Source organism: Streptomyces sp. 8N616, from assembly GCF_052246385.1.
Classification (GTDB): domain Bacteria; phylum Actinomycetota; class Actinomycetes; order Streptomycetales; family Streptomycetaceae; genus Streptomyces.
This window is the reverse complement of the sequence record NZ_JBQQBY010000024.1, coordinates 95169-113381: the sequence shown is the minus strand read 5'-3', so window position 1 is coordinate 113381 and position 18213 is coordinate 95169. Positions and strand designations below refer to the sequence as shown.

At 73.0% G+C, this 18213-nt stretch carries 16 protein-coding genes; 12 read left to right on the top strand and 4 right to left on the bottom strand.

Annotated features, from left to right (window positions below):
- Positions 1–50 precede the first annotated feature (50 nt).
- Positions 51–452, bottom strand: coding sequence for a hypothetical protein (locus ACTWQC_RS22415; RefSeq protein ID WP_443317567.1), 402 nt, complete (start codon positions 450–452; stop codon positions 51–53).
- Positions 453–778: 326 nt separating this feature from the next.
- Between ACTWQC_RS22415 and ACTWQC_RS22410 the strand changes: the two genes are divergently transcribed.
- Positions 779–1585 carry a uracil-DNA glycosylase gene (locus ACTWQC_RS22410; RefSeq protein WP_443317566.1) on the top strand — a complete coding sequence of 269 codons (807 nt, stop codon included), beginning with the start codon at positions 779–781 and terminating at the stop codon, positions 1583–1585.
- Positions 1586–1742: 157 nt separating this feature from the next.
- On the opposite strand, the gene ACTWQC_RS22405 is transcribed toward ACTWQC_RS22410, so the two are convergent.
- Positions 1743–2831 carry an MGDG synthase family glycosyltransferase gene (locus tag ACTWQC_RS22405; protein WP_443317565.1) on the bottom strand — a complete coding sequence of 363 codons (1089 nt, stop codon included), beginning with the start codon at positions 2829–2831 and terminating at the stop codon, positions 1743–1745.
- Positions 2832–3043: 212 nt separating this feature from the next.
- Between ACTWQC_RS22405 and ACTWQC_RS22400 the strand changes: the two genes are divergently transcribed.
- The 3 genes from ACTWQC_RS22400 to ACTWQC_RS22390 all read left to right on the top strand — a co-directional run bounded on the left by ACTWQC_RS22400 (position 3044) and on the right by ACTWQC_RS22390 (position 5722).
- Positions 3044–3838 (top strand): SDR family NAD(P)-dependent oxidoreductase, encoded by a 795-nt coding sequence (locus ACTWQC_RS22400; protein WP_443317564.1) that lies wholly within the window; start codon positions 3044–3046, stop codon positions 3836–3838.
- A gap of 277 nt (positions 3839–4115) precedes the next feature.
- Positions 4116–4985: a DMT family transporter gene (locus tag ACTWQC_RS22395; RefSeq protein ID WP_443317592.1), complete on the top strand. Its 870-nt coding sequence runs from the start codon at positions 4116–4118 to the stop codon at positions 4983–4985.
- On the top strand, positions 4979–5722 hold the full coding sequence (locus ACTWQC_RS22390; RefSeq protein WP_443317563.1) for a polysaccharide deacetylase family protein: 744 nt from the start codon (positions 4979–4981) through the stop codon (positions 5720–5722). The genes ACTWQC_RS22395 and ACTWQC_RS22390 overlap by 7 nt, the downstream gene beginning before the upstream one ends.
- A gap of 113 nt (positions 5723–5835) precedes the next feature.
- On the opposite strand, the gene ACTWQC_RS22385 is transcribed toward ACTWQC_RS22390, so the two are convergent.
- Entirely contained in the window at positions 5836–7917 is a 2082-nt protein-coding gene (locus tag ACTWQC_RS22385; protein WP_443317562.1) for a PQQ-dependent sugar dehydrogenase, read from the bottom strand.
- Between the two features lie 363 nt (positions 7918–8280).
- Here ACTWQC_RS22385 and pqqA point away from each other — a divergent pair, with 363 nt between their 5' ends.
- The 8 genes from pqqA (at position 8281) to ACTWQC_RS22345 (ending at position 16190) form a co-directional block, all read left to right on the top strand.
- Complete coding sequence (gene pqqA / locus ACTWQC_RS22380) at positions 8281–8427, top strand: pyrroloquinoline quinone precursor peptide PqqA (RefSeq protein ID WP_443317561.1); 147 nt, start codon at positions 8281–8283, stop codon at positions 8425–8427.
- Between the two features lie 10 nt (positions 8428–8437).
- Entirely contained in the window at positions 8438–9367 is a 930-nt protein-coding gene (gene pqqB, locus ACTWQC_RS22375; protein ID WP_443317560.1) for a pyrroloquinoline quinone biosynthesis protein PqqB, read from the top strand.
- A gap of 134 nt (positions 9368–9501) precedes the next feature.
- A complete protein-coding gene (gene pqqC, locus ACTWQC_RS22370; protein ID WP_443317591.1) occupies positions 9502–10164 on the top strand; it encodes a pyrroloquinoline-quinone synthase PqqC in 663 nt (220 codons plus the stop codon).
- Entirely contained in the window at positions 10161–10457 is a 297-nt protein-coding gene (pqqD, locus tag ACTWQC_RS22365) for a pyrroloquinoline quinone biosynthesis peptide chaperone PqqD (RefSeq protein ID WP_443317559.1), read from the top strand. The genes pqqC and pqqD overlap by 4 nt, the downstream gene beginning before the upstream one ends.
- Entirely contained in the window at positions 10454–11590 is a 1137-nt protein-coding gene (gene pqqE, locus ACTWQC_RS22360) for a pyrroloquinoline quinone biosynthesis protein PqqE (protein ID WP_443317558.1), read from the top strand. The genes pqqD and pqqE overlap by 4 nt, the downstream gene beginning before the upstream one ends.
- Positions 11591–11700: 110 nt before the next feature.
- Positions 11701–12888 (top strand): acyl-CoA dehydrogenase family protein, encoded by a 1188-nt coding sequence (locus tag ACTWQC_RS22355; protein WP_443317557.1) that lies wholly within the window; start codon positions 11701–11703, stop codon positions 12886–12888.
- A gap of 81 nt (positions 12889–12969) precedes the next feature.
- Complete coding sequence (locus tag ACTWQC_RS22350) at positions 12970–13896, top strand: oxygenase MpaB family protein (RefSeq protein WP_443317556.1); 927 nt, start codon at positions 12970–12972, stop codon at positions 13894–13896.
- A complete protein-coding gene (locus ACTWQC_RS22345; protein WP_443317555.1) occupies positions 13878–16190 on the top strand; it encodes a tetratricopeptide repeat protein in 2313 nt (770 codons plus the stop codon). The genes ACTWQC_RS22350 and ACTWQC_RS22345 overlap by 19 nt, the downstream gene beginning before the upstream one ends.
- 24 nt (positions 16191–16214) lie before the next feature.
- Here the strand turns inward: ACTWQC_RS22345 and ACTWQC_RS22340 are convergent, their stop codons facing one another.
- Positions 16215–18194, bottom strand: coding sequence for a sulfatase (locus tag ACTWQC_RS22340; RefSeq protein ID WP_443317554.1), 1980 nt, complete (start codon positions 18192–18194; stop codon positions 16215–16217).
- Positions 18195–18213 lie beyond the last annotated feature (19 nt).

Sequence of the window (18213 nt, the reverse complement as noted above, 5' to 3'; positions counted from 1 at the left end):
GATCGCAGGTACGCAGTGGGGGAAAGCCGTGCGGGAGCCGACTGGCCCGATCAGAGGCGGAACACCTGCAGTACGGCGGGGCGTGCTGCGGGGCCGAGGCCTGGTTGGCCGTGGGGAGGGCCGTGCGCCGTGGGCCGGGGAATGGAGCGGGCGGCTGGGCCGCCGTCGCTGGTGAAGACGCTGAGGGTGCGGCCGCCGGTGGGCGGCGGGAGCGCAATGGGCCGGTTGTACGGCCGGGTGGCGCTGGGATGCGGATGCGGCCCGTCGGCGGGATGGGGGTCGTCCCAGGACGGGCCGCCGGCTAAGGAGTCGGCTTCCTTCGGGGCTCCGCCGGCGCGGATGTCCCCGGCCTCCGCGGGAGTTGCGGCTGCCTGGCAGAACATCAGGACCGCGAGCAGAAGGGTGCTCAGCATGGCGAGAACGTCCGCTGCGGTCGCTCTGCGGAGTGCCATGGCACCTCCCAACTCTTTGGTCCAACCGGTCAGTAACTGCATCCTCGTGAGCAACTGTGACATCAAGAGGCTCAAAAATCAGCGATTCGTTAAACATTCGTGAGCGTCACGCCACTTGACACCTGTCACATGCGTCGCTACCGCCGGTCACACCTGCCGAGGCGTCAGCGCCCTTGGGCCCACAGGCGGGCCGGATCGCGCGATGATCGGAGTGGAGCCACGGATCCGTACGGAGCGCTCAACGGCGCGGCGTACGGAGCCGGTGCAGGGAGCCGGGGTAGGGAACCGGCGCAGGCATCCGGCCAGGTCTGCGAGGAGGCGGCGTCGTGCAGGGTGAGCAGCGGAAGCGAGGGACCGGGGGAGCACCGGGCCCCGATGCGCCGGACTTTCCGTCCCGCACGGCACCCCGGGCCGGTGACCTCGCCGCCCTGGACGACGAGCTGATCCGCTGCCGGGCCTGCCCGCGCCTGGTGGAGTGGCGGGAGGAGACCGCCCGGGTCAAGCGGCGGGCGTTCCAGGAGTGGGACTACTGGGCGCGCCCGGTGCCGGGGTTCGGGCCGCCCGATGCCGCACTCGCCGTCGTCGGGCTCGCCCCGGCGGCGCACGGCGGCAACCGCACCGGCCGGATCTTCACCGGCGACCGCTCGGGCGATGTCCTCTTCGCCGCGCTGCACGCCGTAGGGCTGGCGTCGCAGCCGGAATCGACGGCGCGCGGCGACGGCCTCGAGCTCTACGGGGTACGGGTGACCGCGCCGGTGCACTGCGCGCCGCCCGCCAACAAGCCGACGCCACAGGAGCGGCTCACCTGCCGTCCGTGGCTGGCCCGGGAGCTCGAGCTGCTGCGGCCGACCCTTCGGGCGGTCGTGGTGCTCGGTGCGTTCGGCTGGCAGGCGCTGCTGCCGGTGCTCGAGGAGGCCGGGTGGCAGGTGCCGCGCCCGCGCCCGCGGTTCGGCCACGGCGTGCACATCGAACTCCCCGACGCGGGCGGCGGGTCCACGCTGCACCTCCTCGGCTGCTACCACGTCAGCCAGCAGAACACCTTCACGGGCAGGCTCACGCCCGCCATGCTCCGCGAGGCGCTGGCGGAAGGTGCGGCGCTGGCCGGACTCGAGCCGTCCGGGAGCGGCGCCTGAACACCCCGGCGGATCACGCCATCGTCGAGGCCTGCCGACCGGGCTTACGCCTGACCCGGCTCTCCATCCGGCCGGCCTCGCCCCCGGTGGCCGTCACTCCCGTAAGGTCCCGTTCGGAGCCGTTGCCGGACGTCGTCAGCGACGCTGACGATCCCGGTCATCCGGCCAGATCGCAGAGGAGCTGGGCGGCGTCCGCTCTGAAGGCCGCCCTTCCCTCGGCGATACGCCGACTGCGCCCAGGACCGTCGAGGGCCAGTCGACCGACGGTGGCGAGCAGCTCGCCCGGCGACTCGGCGTACGCGGAGAGGCCGGCCGCCGCCATCTCCCGTACCCCTTCCGCCCCATGGCCGGGGATGGGGCGGTAACCGATCACGGGGAGTCCGGCAGCGAGCGCCTGCACCGCGGTCTGGCCCGCCGCGTTGTCGACCAGGACCCGGGCTGCCGACATCAGACCCGCCAGGTCGCCCACCCAGCCCAGCGCCAGCACACCCGGCAGCCGGGCCGCCCGTTGCCGCAGCCGCTCGTCCCGGCCGCACAGCAGCACGGGCAGGCAGCCGTGGTGGGACAGCGCCTGCGCCGTGGACTTCAGCCCCGAGCCGACTCCCCACGCACCCGCGGAGAGCAGGACCGCGGGACGGTCCGGCGCATGGCGGGTGAGCGTGGCGCGCCACCGCGCGTCCGGGGCGCCGGCGGCCGCGAGGAACTCCGGGGGCACCACGGGACCTGGCGCGGCGGCGGGGCGGCCGGTCCCCCGGCGCGCGGCCTCGGCCGCGGCCTCGGTGACGCAGAGGTGGAGGTCGTTGCCGGGATGCAGCCAACCCCGGTGCACGGCGAAGTCGATGACGACCACAGCGCTGGGGATCTCCAGGACCTTCCGTTCACGCATCCGACCGGTGATCTGCGCCGCCAGGTGGAAGGTGGACACCACGGCGTCGGCGCCTCGGCGCTCCACCAGGTCCGTCAGCCGGCGCTCGGCCAGCGCGGCCAGGGGAGAGGTGCCGGGCCGAGGCCCCTCGCCGGGCGACAGGAAGGCCGCGTAGATCCCCGCGTACAGCTGCGGGGCATAGCGGACCGAGGCGCGGTAGAAGGAGCGCAGGGCCGCCCCGGCGCCCGGCGGCAGCAGCGCGAGCACGTCCCGTACCAGGACGTCGTGGCCCCGGGCCCGCAATCGGCGCGCGAGTTCGCCGGCCACCGCGTCGTGGCCCGCGCCCATGCTCGCGCTGAGCACCACGAAACGCCGCTCCATGAGACTCCAGGGTCGAGGTCGGTCGGGACCGGGCTGGGGCCGCGGCTTGGGTGAGGCCGGGGCCGAGGGTCGTGCCGAAGGGCTGAATGCCGCACGGGCGGCGGCCTGAATCGAGCTGTTCGGGTGGATCGGACCGTGGGCTGTGAGGAGGCGGCCCAGCCGGGTAGCCAGGATGCTGGAAGCGCAGCTTCTGAAGACCCGGAGGACCCACGATGCCCCACAGGCCCCGGCGCCGTGCCGCTTCCGGCGCTGAGCGACCCGTAGCGCTCATCACGGGTGCGTCCTCAGGGATCGGCGCGGCGGTCGCCGAGCGGCTGGCCTCCGAGGGCGGCTGGCAGCTGCTGCTCAACGGGCGCGACGAGGAGCGGCTCGCCGGGGTGGCCAAGCTGACGGACGGCACCCCGCTGCCCGCCGACGTCACCGACAGCGGCGGCCGCGAGCGGCTCGCGGAAGAGGCTCTGGAGCGCGGTGGCCGGGTCGACGCGCTGGTCGCGGCCGCGGGGATCGGCTGGGCCGGACCGTTCACCGGGATGCCGCGGGAGGCCATCGACCGGGTCCTGTCGGTCAACCTGTCCGCCGTGGTCCACCTGGTGCGGCTCTTCCTGCCCGGGATGGTCAGCCGGGGAGCGGGGCGCGTGGTGATGCTCGGCTCCATGGCCGGGTGTGTGGGGGTGCGCGACGAGGCGGTGTACGCCGCCACGAAAGGGGGACTCATGGCCTTCGCGGACAGCCTGCGCTATGAGCTCCACGAGCTCGGCCTCACGGGCGTACGGGTGTCGATGGTCATGCCCGGCGCCGTGGACACCCCCTTCTTCAGCCGCCGGGGGGTGCCGTACCACCGCAGCAGGCCGCGGCCCGTGCCCCCGGGGCGGGTGGCGGACGCCGTGTGGCAGGCCCTCGTCACCGGGCGGGAGGAGGCCTTCGTACCGCCCTGGCTCGGCCTGCCCGCGCGCGTGCACGGTGCCGCACCCGGCGTCTTCCGTGCGCTCGCCAAGCGCTTCGGCTGAGGCGCGCTGCGAGGTCCGGAGAAGCCATGGACGGGACGAGGACGACTGAGCGAGCCAAGGGGCGCGCCGCCCGCGCCGGAGGCGCTATAAGACGCTGTGAAAGTGACGAGATCAAGCGAGGAACGAGCGCAGGTGTCGTGGGGGCACTCCCCCTGGCTTCGCCGGGGGCATCGCCACCCGGCCGAAGGCTGAGGGAGAGCGTCGGCACCGCCCGCGGCCGGAAGCCGCTGATCGAACACAGCAAGCGCCCGGAGGCGAGCGAGGTGGGCGTCGAGTGCTGACCGCCCTCTCGGTCGCCCTGGCGCTGCTCGGCGCGCTCGCCAACGCGGCCGCGTCCGTGCTGCAGCGCCGTGCCGCTGCCGAGGAGCAGCCCGCGGCCGCGGCCCGGCGGCTCGGCTGGCTGCTGCCCCTCCTCCGCCACCCGGTCTGGCTCTGGGGGGCGGGCACGCTCGTCCTGTCGGGGATCTGCCAGGCCGGCGCCCTCGCCGCCGGGCCACTGGCCGTGGTGCAGCCCGTGATGACCACGGAACTGCTGTTCACGCTGGTGGTGGGCAGCATGGTCTTCCACCACCGGCCGGATGTCCGCACCCGGTGGGCCTTCCTCGCCATGGCCGCGGGACTCGCCGCCTTCCTGCGCCTGGCCGAGCCCGCGGAGGGCAGCTCGACCGTGCCGGACGGCAGGTGGCTGCCGGTGGCCCTGTCGGTGCTGGTCGGGGTGGCCGTGCTGATCGCCGTGGGTCTCCGGCTGCCGTCCGCGCCGAAGGCCGCGGTGCTCGGTACTGCGACGGCCATCGGCTTCTCCTGCACCGCGGCGCTGATGAAGGACGCCATCGGGCGGCTGGCCGAGGGGGTGGGGGACTTCCTGACGGCGTGGCAGACGTATGCGGTCGCGGTCGTCGGGCTCGCCAGCTTCTTCCTGCTCCAGGTGACCCTGCACGCGGGCACGCTCGTGGCCTCGCAGCCCGCGCTCACCCTGGGCGACGCGCTCCTCAGCGTGATCCTCGGCGTCGTGCTCTTCGACGAGCACATCACCCTGGGACTGCGGATACTGCCGGAGGCCGTGGCACTCGCCGTGCTGGTGCTGGGCAGTGTGCAACTGGCCAGGTCACCGGTGGTCTCGGGGAAGAACGGGGAGCAGATGTGGTGACAGCGCGTACCACCGCCACGGTGACAGCCGTCGCGGCACTGGCCACCGCCGGCTGGCACTTCGGACCCGCGGCCACCTGGCTCCCGGCCCTGCGCCGGGCGGTGAGCCCCGCCCTCGACGGTCAGGGGGACCCGCGCCATGTGGCCCTCACCTTCGACGACGGGCCCGACCCGCGGAGCACCCCGCACTTCCTGCGGGAACTGGACCGGCTCTCCGTGCGGGCCACGTTCTTCGTCCTCGGCGCGGAACTCGAGCGGTACGCGGGGCTCGGCCGCCGGATCGTCGCCGAGGGCCATGAACTGGCCGTCCACGGCTGGCGGCACGAGTGGCCGTGGTACCCGAGGCCCCGGCGCGACCTCCGCGATGTGTCGCGCGCCGCGGATGCCGTCCTGCGCATCGGCGGCGTGCGGCCGCTGTGGTACCGGCCGGCGTACGGCGTCCTCACCGGAGGGCGCTGGGCCGCCGCCCGGCGGGCCGGGCTGCAGCCGGTGCTCTGGTCGGTCTGGGGCCACGACTGGACGGCGGAGGCGAATCCGGCCGGTGTGCTGTCCGAGATGACGCGGTCGCTGCGCGGCGGAGCGACCGTCCTGCTGCACGACTCCGACCGTACGAGCGCCCCGGACGCGTGGCGGGCAGCGCTGGGCGCCCTGCCCGGCCTGGTCACGGTCTGCCGGGAGCGCGGCCTGGAGGTCGGGCCGCTCGGCGGGCACGGGCTCCAGGCGCGCCGGATGCGGTAGTACCGCGGGCCGCGCCACTCCCGGACGAGAGGTCCGCCTGAGGCGGGGCGGGCCCGCGAGGGCCCGCAGGGGCGCGCTCGGCGAGAGCGCGCCCCCAGCGGACAGGCCGTGCGCTACTTCAGCTCGACCTGGAACACCTTGTCCGCACCGTCCGGTTCCCCTCCGTTGTTGTCGGCGTTGGTCGTGGACAGCCACAGGGCGTTCTTGCCCGGGACCTTCTCCACCGTCCGCAGCCGCCCGTACTGGTTGACGTAGTACGCGGCCGGGGTGCCCGCGTTGGAGCCGTCGACCGGTATCCGCCACAGCCGCTCACCGCGCAGCGCCGCCATGTAGATGGCGCCGTCTGCGTAGGCGACGGCGCTCGGCGAGGCCTCGCTCACGGCCCACTGCCGCTTGGGGTTGGTCATGCCGGAGTTGTCGCAGCTGCCCTCGCAGACCGGCCAGCCGTAGTTCTTGCCGGACTCGATCAGATTGAGCTCGTCGTACTTGCTGTTGCCGAACTCGGCTTCCCAGAGCCTGCCTTCCGGGTCCCAGGTGATGCCCTGCGGGTTGCGGTGGCCGAGGGAGTAGACGAGCGTGCCGAACGGGTTGCCCGGCGCGGGCTTTCCGTCCTTGGTCATCCGCAGGATCTTGCCGTTGAGGGAGTTCTTGTCCTGCGCGAGGTCCGGGGTCTGGCCGTCGCCCGTGGTGGCGTAGAGGTAGCCGTCGGGGCCGAACTTGATCCGGCCGCCGTTGTGGTACTTGTTCTTCTTGATGCCGGTGACCAGCACCGTGTAGTCGCTGAGCGAGGAGCCGTCGTACGTCATCCGCACGATCCGGTTGTCGCCCGAGGCCGAGTGCATCAGATAGATGTGGTGGTCGCTGTTCCAGTCCGGCGACACGGCGACGCCGAGCAGCCCGCCCTCACCCCCGGTGGTCACCACGTTGGGCACCTTGCCGACCTCGGTCTTCTGGCCTGCCTGGGTGAGCTTGTGCACCAGATACGTATCCCGCTCGGTGAAGAGCGCCGAGCCGTCCGGGAGCCAACTCAGTCCCCAGGGGATCGACCAGCCGGACGAGATCGTCTTGATGCCGGAGGGAACCGAGTCACCTCCGCCGGCCGGCTTCGTCTTCGCGCTGACCTCGTTGCTCGGGTCCGAGACGTTGCCCGAGGTGTCCTTGGCCCGGACGGTGAACCTGTACGTCGTGTCGGCCGCGAGACCGGTCACCTTCGCCGTCGTGCCCGCGACGTCGGGGGCGACGACGGTCGAGCCGCTGTAGACGTCGTAGCCCGCCACGGCCTCGTCGTCCGTCGCGGCGGTCCACTTCAGCGAGGCGCTGTCGGCCGCGGTGCCGGCGACGGTCAGGCCGGACGGCGTGGACGGCTTCGTGGTGTCGGAACTCGGCGGGGTGGTGACCGGCACCGCGTTGCTGGCCTGGGAGACATTGCCCGCCGCGTCGCGCGCGAAGACCGTGAAGCGGTAGTCGGTGCCGGGCTTCAGCCCGGTGACCTTCTTGGCCGTGGCGCTGCCCGCCGCCTCGGCGACCTTGTTGCCGTCGTGGTAGATGTCGTACGCCACGACGCCCACGTTGTCCTCGGCCGCCTCCCAGGCCAGCTCGACGCTGGTCGCGGTGGAGCCGGTGGAGCGCAGGTTCTGCGGGGTGGAGGGTGCCTGGCTGTCGCTGCCGCGGGTGCCGAAGACCTGGAACTCCTGCAGGGAGTAGCCCATGGCGGGGCGGCAGCGCACGGACCCGGTAGCCCGGACGTAGCGGGCGGTGCCCGAGGCGTCGATCTCGTCGGTGCCGCCGTCGCCCGCCGTCGTCGAATGCGCCGTCTTCCAGGTGGAGTTGTCGGTCGAGAACTCCACCTTGTACGACGAGGCGCAGGACTGGTCCCAGACGAGCTTGACCCGGCTGACGGTGGCCGTCTCGCCGAGGTCGACCTTGATCCACTGCGGGTCGGCATTGCGTACGCTCGCCCAGCGGGTGGCGGTGTCGCCGTCGACGGCGAACTTCGTGGCGTGACCGGCGCCGCCCTCGGAGGAGGCGGTCGCCGGCTTGCCCTGGCTGAGCAGCACGGGCGCCGCGTTCCCCGGCCCGGCCACCGCGACGAGCAGCCCTGCGGCGAGGGCGGTCGCGGCCGCGGCGGCGGTGAGCGCGTGCGGCGAGAGTCTTCTGGAGGTGCGCTTTGCGGAGGTGTGGGGGGTTGTTGCCATGGGGCGGTCCTCCTAGGAACAGCCTGGGTATGGCGGGCCCAAGTGGGGTTGTGGGGCAGGGGGTTGCGGAGAAGGGGGTGTGGAGCACGGGGGTTGTGCCGGTGCCGGTGAATGTAAGGAAACCTTCCTAACTCGTCAATAACTTGGTCCACACCATTGACCGAGGCTCGCCAGGTCCGCGATTCTGCGACCGATGTCAACCTGAACAGATGAACTCCCGCCGCTGTGACAGCTCCTGCATCAAGAGCACGCCGGGCGGGGAGTGATCCTTATGACCCCTGATAACCCTCATGGCCCCCGAGACGCCTCCCGGCACAGTTCCCGCAACGGGAAACCCCCCACCAGGAAAGGCAGGTATGGCCCATGACCGAATCCGTACAGCAGGCCGTGGAGCAGGCGCAGCACGCGGGACCCGGCGGTGAGGAGGCCGCGGCGGCCTGGCAGACCCCCGACTACGAGGTGGTCGAGACCGGACTCGAGGTCACCGCGTACTTCCTGAGCGACCGTTAGTCCCGCCGCCATGCTGCTGCAGGTGCTCGGCACCGCGGCGGGCGGCGGCGTACCCCAGTGGAACTGCGCGTGCCCCGGCTGCACCGGGGCACGCGCCCACCCGCGGTGGCGCCGCCGCCACGCCTCGCTCGCCGTACGGGCCTCGGACAGCCGCTGGTACGTCGTCAACGCCACCCCCGACATCGGCGATCAGATCGAGGACACCCCCTCGCTCCGCCCCGGGCCCGGCGCGCGGCGCACCCCGCTGGCGGGCCTGGTGCTGACCGACGCGGAGCTCGACCACACGCTGGGCATCGCGCGCCTCCGCGAGGCCCGTGGCCTGGAGGTGCTCGCCACGGGTGCCGTACGCGAGGCCCTGCTCACCGGGCTCCACCTGGGCGCGGTCCTCGGTCCGTACACCTCCCTCAACTGGCGGGAGTTGCCGCACGAGCCGCATGAGTCATCTGGGCCCCATGAGCTGCCCGAGCCGCTCGCCGCGGACTCCGCGATCGAGATCAGCGCCGTCCCCGTCTCCGCCAAGCGCCCCCGGTACGCGGCGGACATGACCGGTCCGGACGACCGGACCTGGGTCGTGGCGCTGCGCCTCACCGACCGCGCCACCGGTGCCACCGCCATCTACGCCCCGGCGCTCGCCTCCTGGCCCGATGCCCTCCAGAAGGCCGTCACCGACGCCGACTGCGTGATCGTCGACGGCACGTTCTGGGACGACGAGGAGCCCCGGCGCACCGGTGTCTCCGAGCGCACCGCGACCGGCATGGGGCACCTCCCGATCGACGGGCCCGGCGGCACTGCGGAGCGCCTGGCCCCGCTCGCCGCCCGCTGCCTCTACACCCATCTCAACAACACCAACCCCCTGGTCGACCCGGGCGCCTCGCAGTACGAGCTGCTGGCCGAGCGGGGCATCGAGGTCGCCGCCGACGGAATGGTCATCGAGCTGTGAGCACGCCAACGGAATCAGCGGCATCAACCGCACCCACCGCACCAACCGCACCCACCGCACCCACCGCACCCACCGCACCCGCCGCATCCACCGCACGGACCGCATCCCCCGCGTCAGCCGCCTTCGAGGACCGGCTGCGGGCCGTCGCACGGGAGCATTACCACGACCGGCACCCCTTCAACCTCCGTATGCACCAAGGAGACCTGACCCCCGACGAGCTGCGGCGCTGGATTCTCAACCGCTTCCACTACCAGCGCCATATCCCCGTCAAGGACGCCCTGATCACGGCCAAGTTCGGGACTCCGGAGCTGCGCCGCATGTGGCTGCGGCGGATCGAGGACCACGACGGGCGGGCCGCGGGGGAGGGCGGCATCGAGCGGTGGCTGCGGCTCGGCGAGGCCGCCGGAATCGACCGGGCCCGGCTCCTGTCGGGGGAGGGCGTCCTGCCCGGCGTGCGGCTCGCCGTGGACGGCTACGTCAACTTCTGCCGCCTGCACTCCCCGCTGGAGGCCGTGGCCGCCTCGCTCACCGAGCTGTCGGCCCCGGACATCATGCGCACCCGCATCGGTGCCTTCGAGCGCCACTACGGGTGGATCGCCCCTGAAGGACTCGCCTACTTCCGCACCCGCGAGACGCAAGGACGGCAGGACGGCGGGGAGGCGCTGGAACTGGTCCTGGACTGGGCGCGCACGGAGGATGACCAGGAGCGGGCGGTCGCGGCTCTCACCTTCAAGTGCGAGGTGCTGTGGTCGCTGCTCGACGCGGTGGACCACGGCGACTCCAAGGACGAGCCGTGAGCGCGGCCGACGGCGCAGTCGAGGGCGCGGCCGAGGGCGCCGAGTGGCGGCCCGCCCTGGCGCCGGGTGTGCTGTTCCGGTACGACCCGGTGCGCAGGGCCGTCCTCCTGGTGCTGCCGGAGCGGGTCGTCGTCCTCAACACCCAGGCCGGCGGCGTCATCCGGCTGTGCGACGGCCGGCGCGCGGTCGGCGAGATCGTCGAGGTCCTGGCGGCGCGCCACCCGGGCGCGCCCGTGGCCACCGAGGTCCCCGACTTCCTCCACCGGGTACGCGAGGAGGGCTGGCTGCGATGACCGACCCACCGCGCCCCTGGGCCCTGCTCGCCGAACTCACCCACGCCTGTCCGCTGCACTGCCCGTACTGCTCCAATCCGCTCGAACTGGTCCGCAGGTCGCGCGAGCTGGCCACCGCCGAGTGGGAGGAGGTCATGCGGCAGGCCGCGCGGTTCGGCGTCGTCCACACCCATCTCTCCGGCGGTGAGCCGCTGTTGCGCTCCGACCTGGAGGCGATCACCGCCGCGGCCGACTCCGCCGGGATCTACACCCAGCTGGTCACCAGCGGCGTCGGACTCGGCGCACCGAGACTGTCCGCCCTCGCGGCCGCCGGGCTGCGCAGCGTCCAGCTCTCCGTCCAGCACGCCGACCCGGCCGCCTCCGGCCGCATCGCCGGCAGCCCCTCCTTCGCCGCCAAGGAGCGGGCCGCCGCGCTCGTACGGGACGCGGGCCTGCCGCTGGGCCTCAACGTCGTCCTGCACCGCGACAACCTCGGCGCAATCGACGCCATCGTCGACCTGGGCGTGGCCTGGGGCGCCGACCGGATCGAGCTCGCCAACACCCAGTTCTACGGCTGGGCCCTGCGCAACAGGACCGCCCTGCTCCCCACCCGCGACCAGCTCGCCCGCGCCCGCGACACCGTCGAGCGCCGCCGGCGGCAACTCGCCGGCCGGACCGACCTGGTGTGGGTGGTGCCCGACTACTTCGACGGTGTCGCGAAGCCCTGTATGGGCGGCTGGGGGGCGGTCTCGCTGACCGTCGCCCCGGACGGAACCGTCCTGCCGTGTCCCGCGGCCGCCGCCCTGCCGGACCTGGACCCGCCGAACATCCGCGACCATCCGCTCGACTGGATCTGGAACCACTCCCTGGCCTTCAACCGCTACCGCGGCACCGGCTGGATGGCCGAGCCGTGCCGCAGCTGCGCCCGGCGCGAGAGCGACTTCGGCGGCTGCCGCTGCCAGGCGTACGCACTCACCGGCGACGCCACCCGCACCGACCCGGCGTGCGCACTGTCCCCCGACCACGGCCTCGTACGCGCCCTGGCGGACGACGCCCACGCGGACGAGGTTCCGGCGGACGCCGCCCCGGACGCAGCGCCCGCGTACGTCTACCGCAAGCCGGGGCCGGTCCCGGCAGAGAGGGGCATGAAGTAAGCGGCCCTGAGGCGGTGTCGCACTCTCCCTTCCAGATGAGTGGAACAGGTTCTAGTCTATGCGCGCCGCAGGGACGCGAGCGACGGACAGCGAGACTCCCAGGAGGGGCCGTGCACCTCGAATACACGCCCGAGCAGCAGCAGTTGCGCGCCGAGCTGCGTGCCTACTTCGCCGAGCTGGTGCCCGAGAACGCCTACGCGCGCTATGCCGACCCCGCCGACCAGAAGCGGTTCTACCGAAAGATCATCCGCCGCCTCGGGGCCGACGGCAGGCTCGGCGTCGGCTGGCCCACCGAGTACGGGGGCCGCGGCATGAGCCCGATGGAGCAGTTCATCTTCTTCGACGAGGCCGCCCAGGCGGGCGTACCACTGCCCCTGATGGCCCTCAACACCGTCGGCCCGACGATCATGCAGTTCGGCACCGACGAGCAGAAGGCGTACTTCCTGCCGAAGATCCTCTCCGGCGAGATCGACTTCGCCATCGGCTACAGCGAGCCCGACGCGGGCACCGACCTCGCCGCGCTCAAGACCCGGGCCGTACGGGACGGGGACACGTACGTCGTCAACGGCCAGAAGATCTGGACCACCAACGGCGACACGGCCGACTGGGTCTGGCTCGCCGTCCGCACCGCCTCCGTCGAAGAAGGAGTGCCGCCCCACAAGGGCATCTCCATCCTCCTCGTGCCGACCTCGGACCCCGGCTACTCCTGCACCCGCATCAACACCCTCGCCTCGCACGACACCACCGCCAGCTACTACGAGAACATCCGCGTCCCCGTCAGCCGCCGCGTCGGAGAAGAGAACAAGGGCTGGCGGCTCATCACCACCCAGCTCAACCACGAGCGCGTCACCCTCGCCGCGCACGGCACCATGGCCATTCGCGCGATGCACAACGTCCAGCGCTGGGCCGCCGACACCAAGCTCGCCGACGGCCGCCGCGTCATCGACCTCGGCTGGGTCCGCGGCCGCCTCGCCCGTACGCACGCCCGGCTCGACGCCATGAAACTGCTCAACTGGCAGATGGTGGACGCCCTCCAGCGCGGCGCGCTCACCCCGCAGGACGCCTCGGCCGTCAAGGTCTACGGCTCCGAGGCCCGCCGGGACGCGTACGCCTGGCTGATGGAGATCGTCGGCGCGGCCGCCCCGTTGAAGGAGGGCTCCGCCGGCGCGGTGCTCCACGGCGAGCTGGAACGCGGCTACCGCAGCGCCGTGATCTTCACCTTCGGCGGCGGCAACAACGAGATCCAGCGGGAGATCATCTCCTGGATCGGCCTGGGCATGCCAAGAGTTCGGCGCTAGCCGAGCGGACACGGGCCGCGATGCCCGCCGGGGCGCACCCCGCTACGCACGTCTTAGCCTGGTCATCGGGAGGTGGCGGCCATGGGTGATGGCGATGAAGGGCTCTTCGGCCCGGACTCGGTCACCTGGCAGATGCACGGCGACCCCGTGATGTGGATCGCGGGGGTGCGCGCCCTGTACTTCCAGGCGCTGCACCCGCGCGCCGTCCGCGGCGTCATCCAGAACTCCGACTTCAGGAAGGACGCCTGGGGCCGGCTGCTGCGCACCGCCAACTTCGTCGGCACCATCACCTACGGCACCACCGAGGCCGCCGAGAAGGCCGGGGCCCGGGTCCGTGCCATCCACCGGCACCTCACCGCGACCGACCCGGACAGCGGCGAGCGCTACGGCGTGGACGAGCCGGACCTGCTGCTGTGGGTTCACTGCGCGGAGATCGACTCGTATCTCCAGGTGGCGCGCCGCTCCGGGTTCCCGCTCACCGGCCGCCAGGCCGACGCCTATGTCGACGAGCAGCGCGAGGCGGCCCGCCTCGTCGGCCTCGACCCTGCCGCGGTCCCCGCGGACACGGCCGGGCTCGCCGCCTACTTCGAGCGCGTACGGCCCGAACTCGCCGCGGGCCCCGAGGCGTACGAGGTCGATGCCTTCCTCCGCCGCCCGCCCATCCACCCGCTGCTCGTCCCCGCGCGCGAGGTGCTCTGGCGGCGCGTCGCAGCACTCGCGTACGCGGCCCTGCCGCCCTACGCCCACCTCCTGTACGGCCGTCCCGCGCCCGCACCGGGGACCGTCACCAAGCGCCTGCGGGCCACCGGGAGCATCCTCCGCGCCGTGCCCGCCGAGCTGCGCTGGAAACTGCCGCCGGGACACATCCTCAAGGCCATGGCGCGGCTCGGCCCCCAGGCCCGTCCCTCGCCCTACAAGCTGCGCGGACCGGCCGCCATACTGGACGAAGCCGGGAGGGCGCGGCGAATCGACGGGGGCGGCGGTACGCGATGGGGGAAACCAGGCTGATCCACGGCCGGTACCGGCTGCTCGAGCTGATCGGGCGCGGCGGCATGGGCGAGGTGTGGCGGGCGCTCGACGAATCGCTCGGGCGGCGCGTGGCCGTCAAATGCCTCAAGCCGGTGGGCCCGCACCACGACCAGCAGCACGACCAGGCCTTCGGCCGGATGCGCCGCGAGCGGTTCCGGCGGGAGGCGCGGGTCGCCGCGGCCCTGCAGCACCGCGGGGTCACCGTCGTACACGACTTCGGCGAGCACGACGGGGTGCTCTATCTGGTGATGGAGCTGCTGGACGGGCGCAACCTCAGCCAGCTGCTGGCGGACAACGAGCAGCACCCACTGCCCGTACCGGACATCGTGGAGATCGCCGACCAGGTCGCGGCCGCCCTCGCCTACACCCACCGGCAGGGCATCGTGCACCGCGACCTCAAGCCCGCGAACATCATGCGGCTCCCCGACGGCACGGTGAAGATCTGCGACTTCGGCATCGCCCGGCTCGGCCACGACATCGGCTTCACGGCGCGCCTGACCGGTACCGGCGTCGCCATGGGCACCCCGGCCTACATGTCGCCCGAGCAGATCGCGGGCGACGCCCTCGACCACCGCAGCGATCTCTACTCGCTGGGGTGCGTGCTGTACGAGATGGCCACCGGAGCCCCGCCGTTCGATCACGGCGACGCCTGGGCGGTGCTGGTCGGCCACCGCGACACCGCGCCCGAGCCGCTGCGCACCCACCGGCCCGAACTCCCCGAATCCCTCGAGCGGATCGTCCTCGACCTGCTGGCCAAGGACCCCGAGGACCGCCCCGGCGACGCCGCGGAACTGGGCGAGCGGATCGTCACGGCGCGAGCCGCGGCAGGCCCTGGCGTCTCCGGGGACCGAGGCGCCGCCTGGGGTGGCGCTGCCTGGGGTGAAGCCGCCTGGGGTGGCGCCGACTCCGGGGCGCGACTCGCCGCGCTGCCGTACGTGGGGCCGGGACCGACGCGGCTGCCCGCGTGGGCGCGTGGCATGACCACCGGCTCCAAGGCGCATGCCGGCCGCGCTCCCGGAACCACCCCACCGGACCCGTCCGCCGGGCTCACCGGCGAGTGGACCGCCCGCGCCGACACCGGGCGGCCCGCGCCGCCGCCCTCAGGGCAGGAGCGGCCCGTACCGCCGCCCGGGCTCCTCGCCGCCCTCGCCGGCCGGCACAGCGCGGGGCTCAGCCTCGGCCGGCTCGGCCGCTGGGAGGAGGCCGGAGAGGTGCACCGCTCGGTCGCCGCCGAGCGCGAGCACGCCCTCGGCCCCGACCATCCCGACACGCTCGCCAGCCGCTATGAAGTCGCCTTCACCCTCAGCCGTCTGGGCCGCCCGGCCGACGCGCTCCGCGAGTTCAGCAGAGTCGCCGCGGGGCGCGAGCGGGTGCTCGGGGCGGACCACGCCGACACGCTCACCGCCCGTCAGGAGACCGCGTACGCGCTCGGGCGGCTCGGCCGCCACTTCGAGGCCCACGAGGTGTACGCGGCCGTGCTCGCCGCCCGCGAGCGGACTATGGGCCCCGACCACCCGGACACCCTGCGCTGCCGCCACGACGTCGCCTTCAACCTGGGGCGGCTCGGGCGGCTCGAGGACTCGTACGAGATGGCGCGCGAGGTGGCGGCCGACCGTGCCCGCGTCCTCGGCGGGCACCACCCGGACACGCTCGTGACCCGCTGCGAGGTCGCCCACGCCCTCGGGCAGCTGGGCCGCTGGCACGAGGCCCTCGAGGCGTACCGCGATGTCGCCGAGGCCCGCGGCCAGGCCCTGGGGCACGACCACCCCGACACGCTCGCCGCCCGCTACGAGGTTGGGATCACCCTGGGACGACTCGGGCGCAGCGCGGAAGCGCTGGCGCTGTACCGCGAGTTGGTGGAGGACCGTACCCGCGCCCAGGGGCCTGCCGACCCCGAGACGCTGCGGGCCCGGCACGGCCTCGGGGTCAACCTGGGACGCCTCGGCCGCTGGGAGGAGGCGCTCGCCGAGGCCGGCGAGGTATCCGCCATCCGCGAGAGCGTCCTTGGCCCGGACCACCCCGACACGCTCGCCAGTCGGCGCGAGGTGGCCGTCGGCCTCGGCCGGCTCGGGCGCTGGTCCGACGCGCTCGCCGTCTACCGGGAGGTCGCGGACGCGCGCGAGCACATCCTCGGGGCGGACCACCCCGACGCTCTGACCAGCCGCAACGATGAGGCCCACTGCCTGGAGCAGCTCGGCCGCCCGGCCGAGGCGGTCGAGCTCTACCACCGCGTCGCCGCCCTCCGCCGCCAGCAGCGCGGCACGCGTCCGTAGCCCCCTGATGTGTTCCCCCGGCGGTCACCGCTTCGACGGGGACGCGGACGGGGCGGAGCGGGGCTGCGGGCCGTAGGCGGTGAGGAAGCGGTCGCGGAAGGTGTCCATCCGCCAGACCGGCGCCTTCCGGCCGGGTTTGAGGCCGTCCTCCCAGCCCCAGCCGGAGATGCGGTCGAGCACGTCTTTGTCGTGGGCGACGATCGTGACGGGAACGTCCCGGCCGGCGGCCTCGCCGGTGACCCTCGGGGAGGGCTGGTGGTCGCCGAGGAAGACGAGCACGGTGTCCTTGGTGCCGTACTTCTCCACGTAGGAGATGAGGTTGTTCAGCGAGTACTCGATGGAGCGGCGGTACTCGGTGCGCAGCTGGGGGACGTCCTGCCACACCTCTTTGGGGTCCTTGCCCGCCTTTTCGATGGGGTCGTAGACCGTGCCGTCACCGAGCTCGTCCCAGCCGAGCATCTTGGGAAGAGGTGCCCAGGGGCCGTGGCTGGACGTGAGGATGATCTCCGCCATCATCGGCTTGCGGCCCGGCTCGCCGTGCTCCAGGCGCTCGAAGGCCGACAGGCTGAACTGATCGGGTACGGGCGACCAGCTGAACTTCGGGCCCTTGTACCCGAGTTGCCGGGAGTCGTAGATGTGGTCGAGCCCGAAGAACTTCCCCTCGGGCCAGGCCCGCGTGACGCCCGGCACGATGCCGACCGTCCGCCAGGCCTTGGTCCGCCGGAAGGCGCTGGTGAGGGTCATGCGGTCGGTCGATGTGAGGTTGCGGTAGCGCTGCTGGTTCTTGATCCACAGACCCGACAGGAAAGTGGAGTGGGCCAGCCAGCTGCCGGCGCCCGCCACCGGTGAGGTGAGCCAGGCGCTGCGGGACGAGTACCCGGCCTTGCGCAGCCGTTCGGTCCCGTCCGCGAGCACCGCGTCGACCTGCGGCGCCATCCCCGGGTCCTCGACCGCGCTGCGGCCGTAGCTCTCGATGAAGGTGATCAGGACGTCCTTGCCGCGCAGCCCGGTCAGCAGCTGGTCGGCCGGGGTGTCGTCGAAGGCGTCCACGGCGGCCTCCTTCGCGAACACCCGCTCGTCCCTCAGCCCCGCCCTGACCTGGTGCGCACGGTTCTCCATGAGCTGGATGTTGCTTCGGGAGGCGACCCGCACGTCGGCGATCTGCACGCCGAGCGCGGCGCAGGTGATCCAGGCGGTCCCGAGCACGAGCGTGATACGGGTCGCCCTCACTCGGTGCCGCACCATCAGGCTGCTCAGCCGGACGATAGCCAGCGCCGTGAGGACGAGCAGGGCGAGGGCGAGGACCGCGGCCCCGATCACGGCACCGATCGCACCGGCCGGGCCGACGGAGTCCCTGAGGAACGCCTGGGCGTCGTCGAAGAGGATCCAGTCGAGTACCAGGTCGAACGGCCGGTCCAGGACCGAGTAGAAGCCCATGTCGAGGAACTTGAGGATGGTCAGCAGGCCGAGGCCCGCCCCCACGGCCACCGCCACCACGCGTCGCGCCTTCGGCGCCAGCATGAGCAGCAGGGCCGCGCCGAGGAGCCCCTCCACCGGGATGCGCACGAACGCGCCGGGCGTGAGGCGCGCCAGGTCGTTCGGCAGCAGGAGGGCGAGGAGCACCAGTACGGCGGCGCAGACCGTGGTCACCCGCGCCACGGCCTGCGCCGCCGCGGGGTGCTCCTCCCGCCAGCCGCCGCCTGCGACGGCCTCGTTCGGGCCGTCCCCGTAGGTGCGGGCTTCGCCGGTCTCGGCTCCGTTGGCTTCGGCCTTGTCCGTGCCGGCCTCGTTCGCCTGGGCCTCGCTCGCCTCGGCCTCGCTCGCCTCGGCCTCGCTCGCCTCGGCCTTGTGCGCGTCGGACTCGTTCTTCGTCTCGCCCTTGTCCGGGTTGTCAGTGGCGGTGCCACCCGGTGTGCGCTCCGGGGGGCCGTCCGGTGCCGGGCCACCCTCCTCCGTGGGTGCCTTGCCCGTGTGCAGCCGAAGAGAGCGCGTGAAGAGCGACAACCCTCAGGTCCTTCCGTGC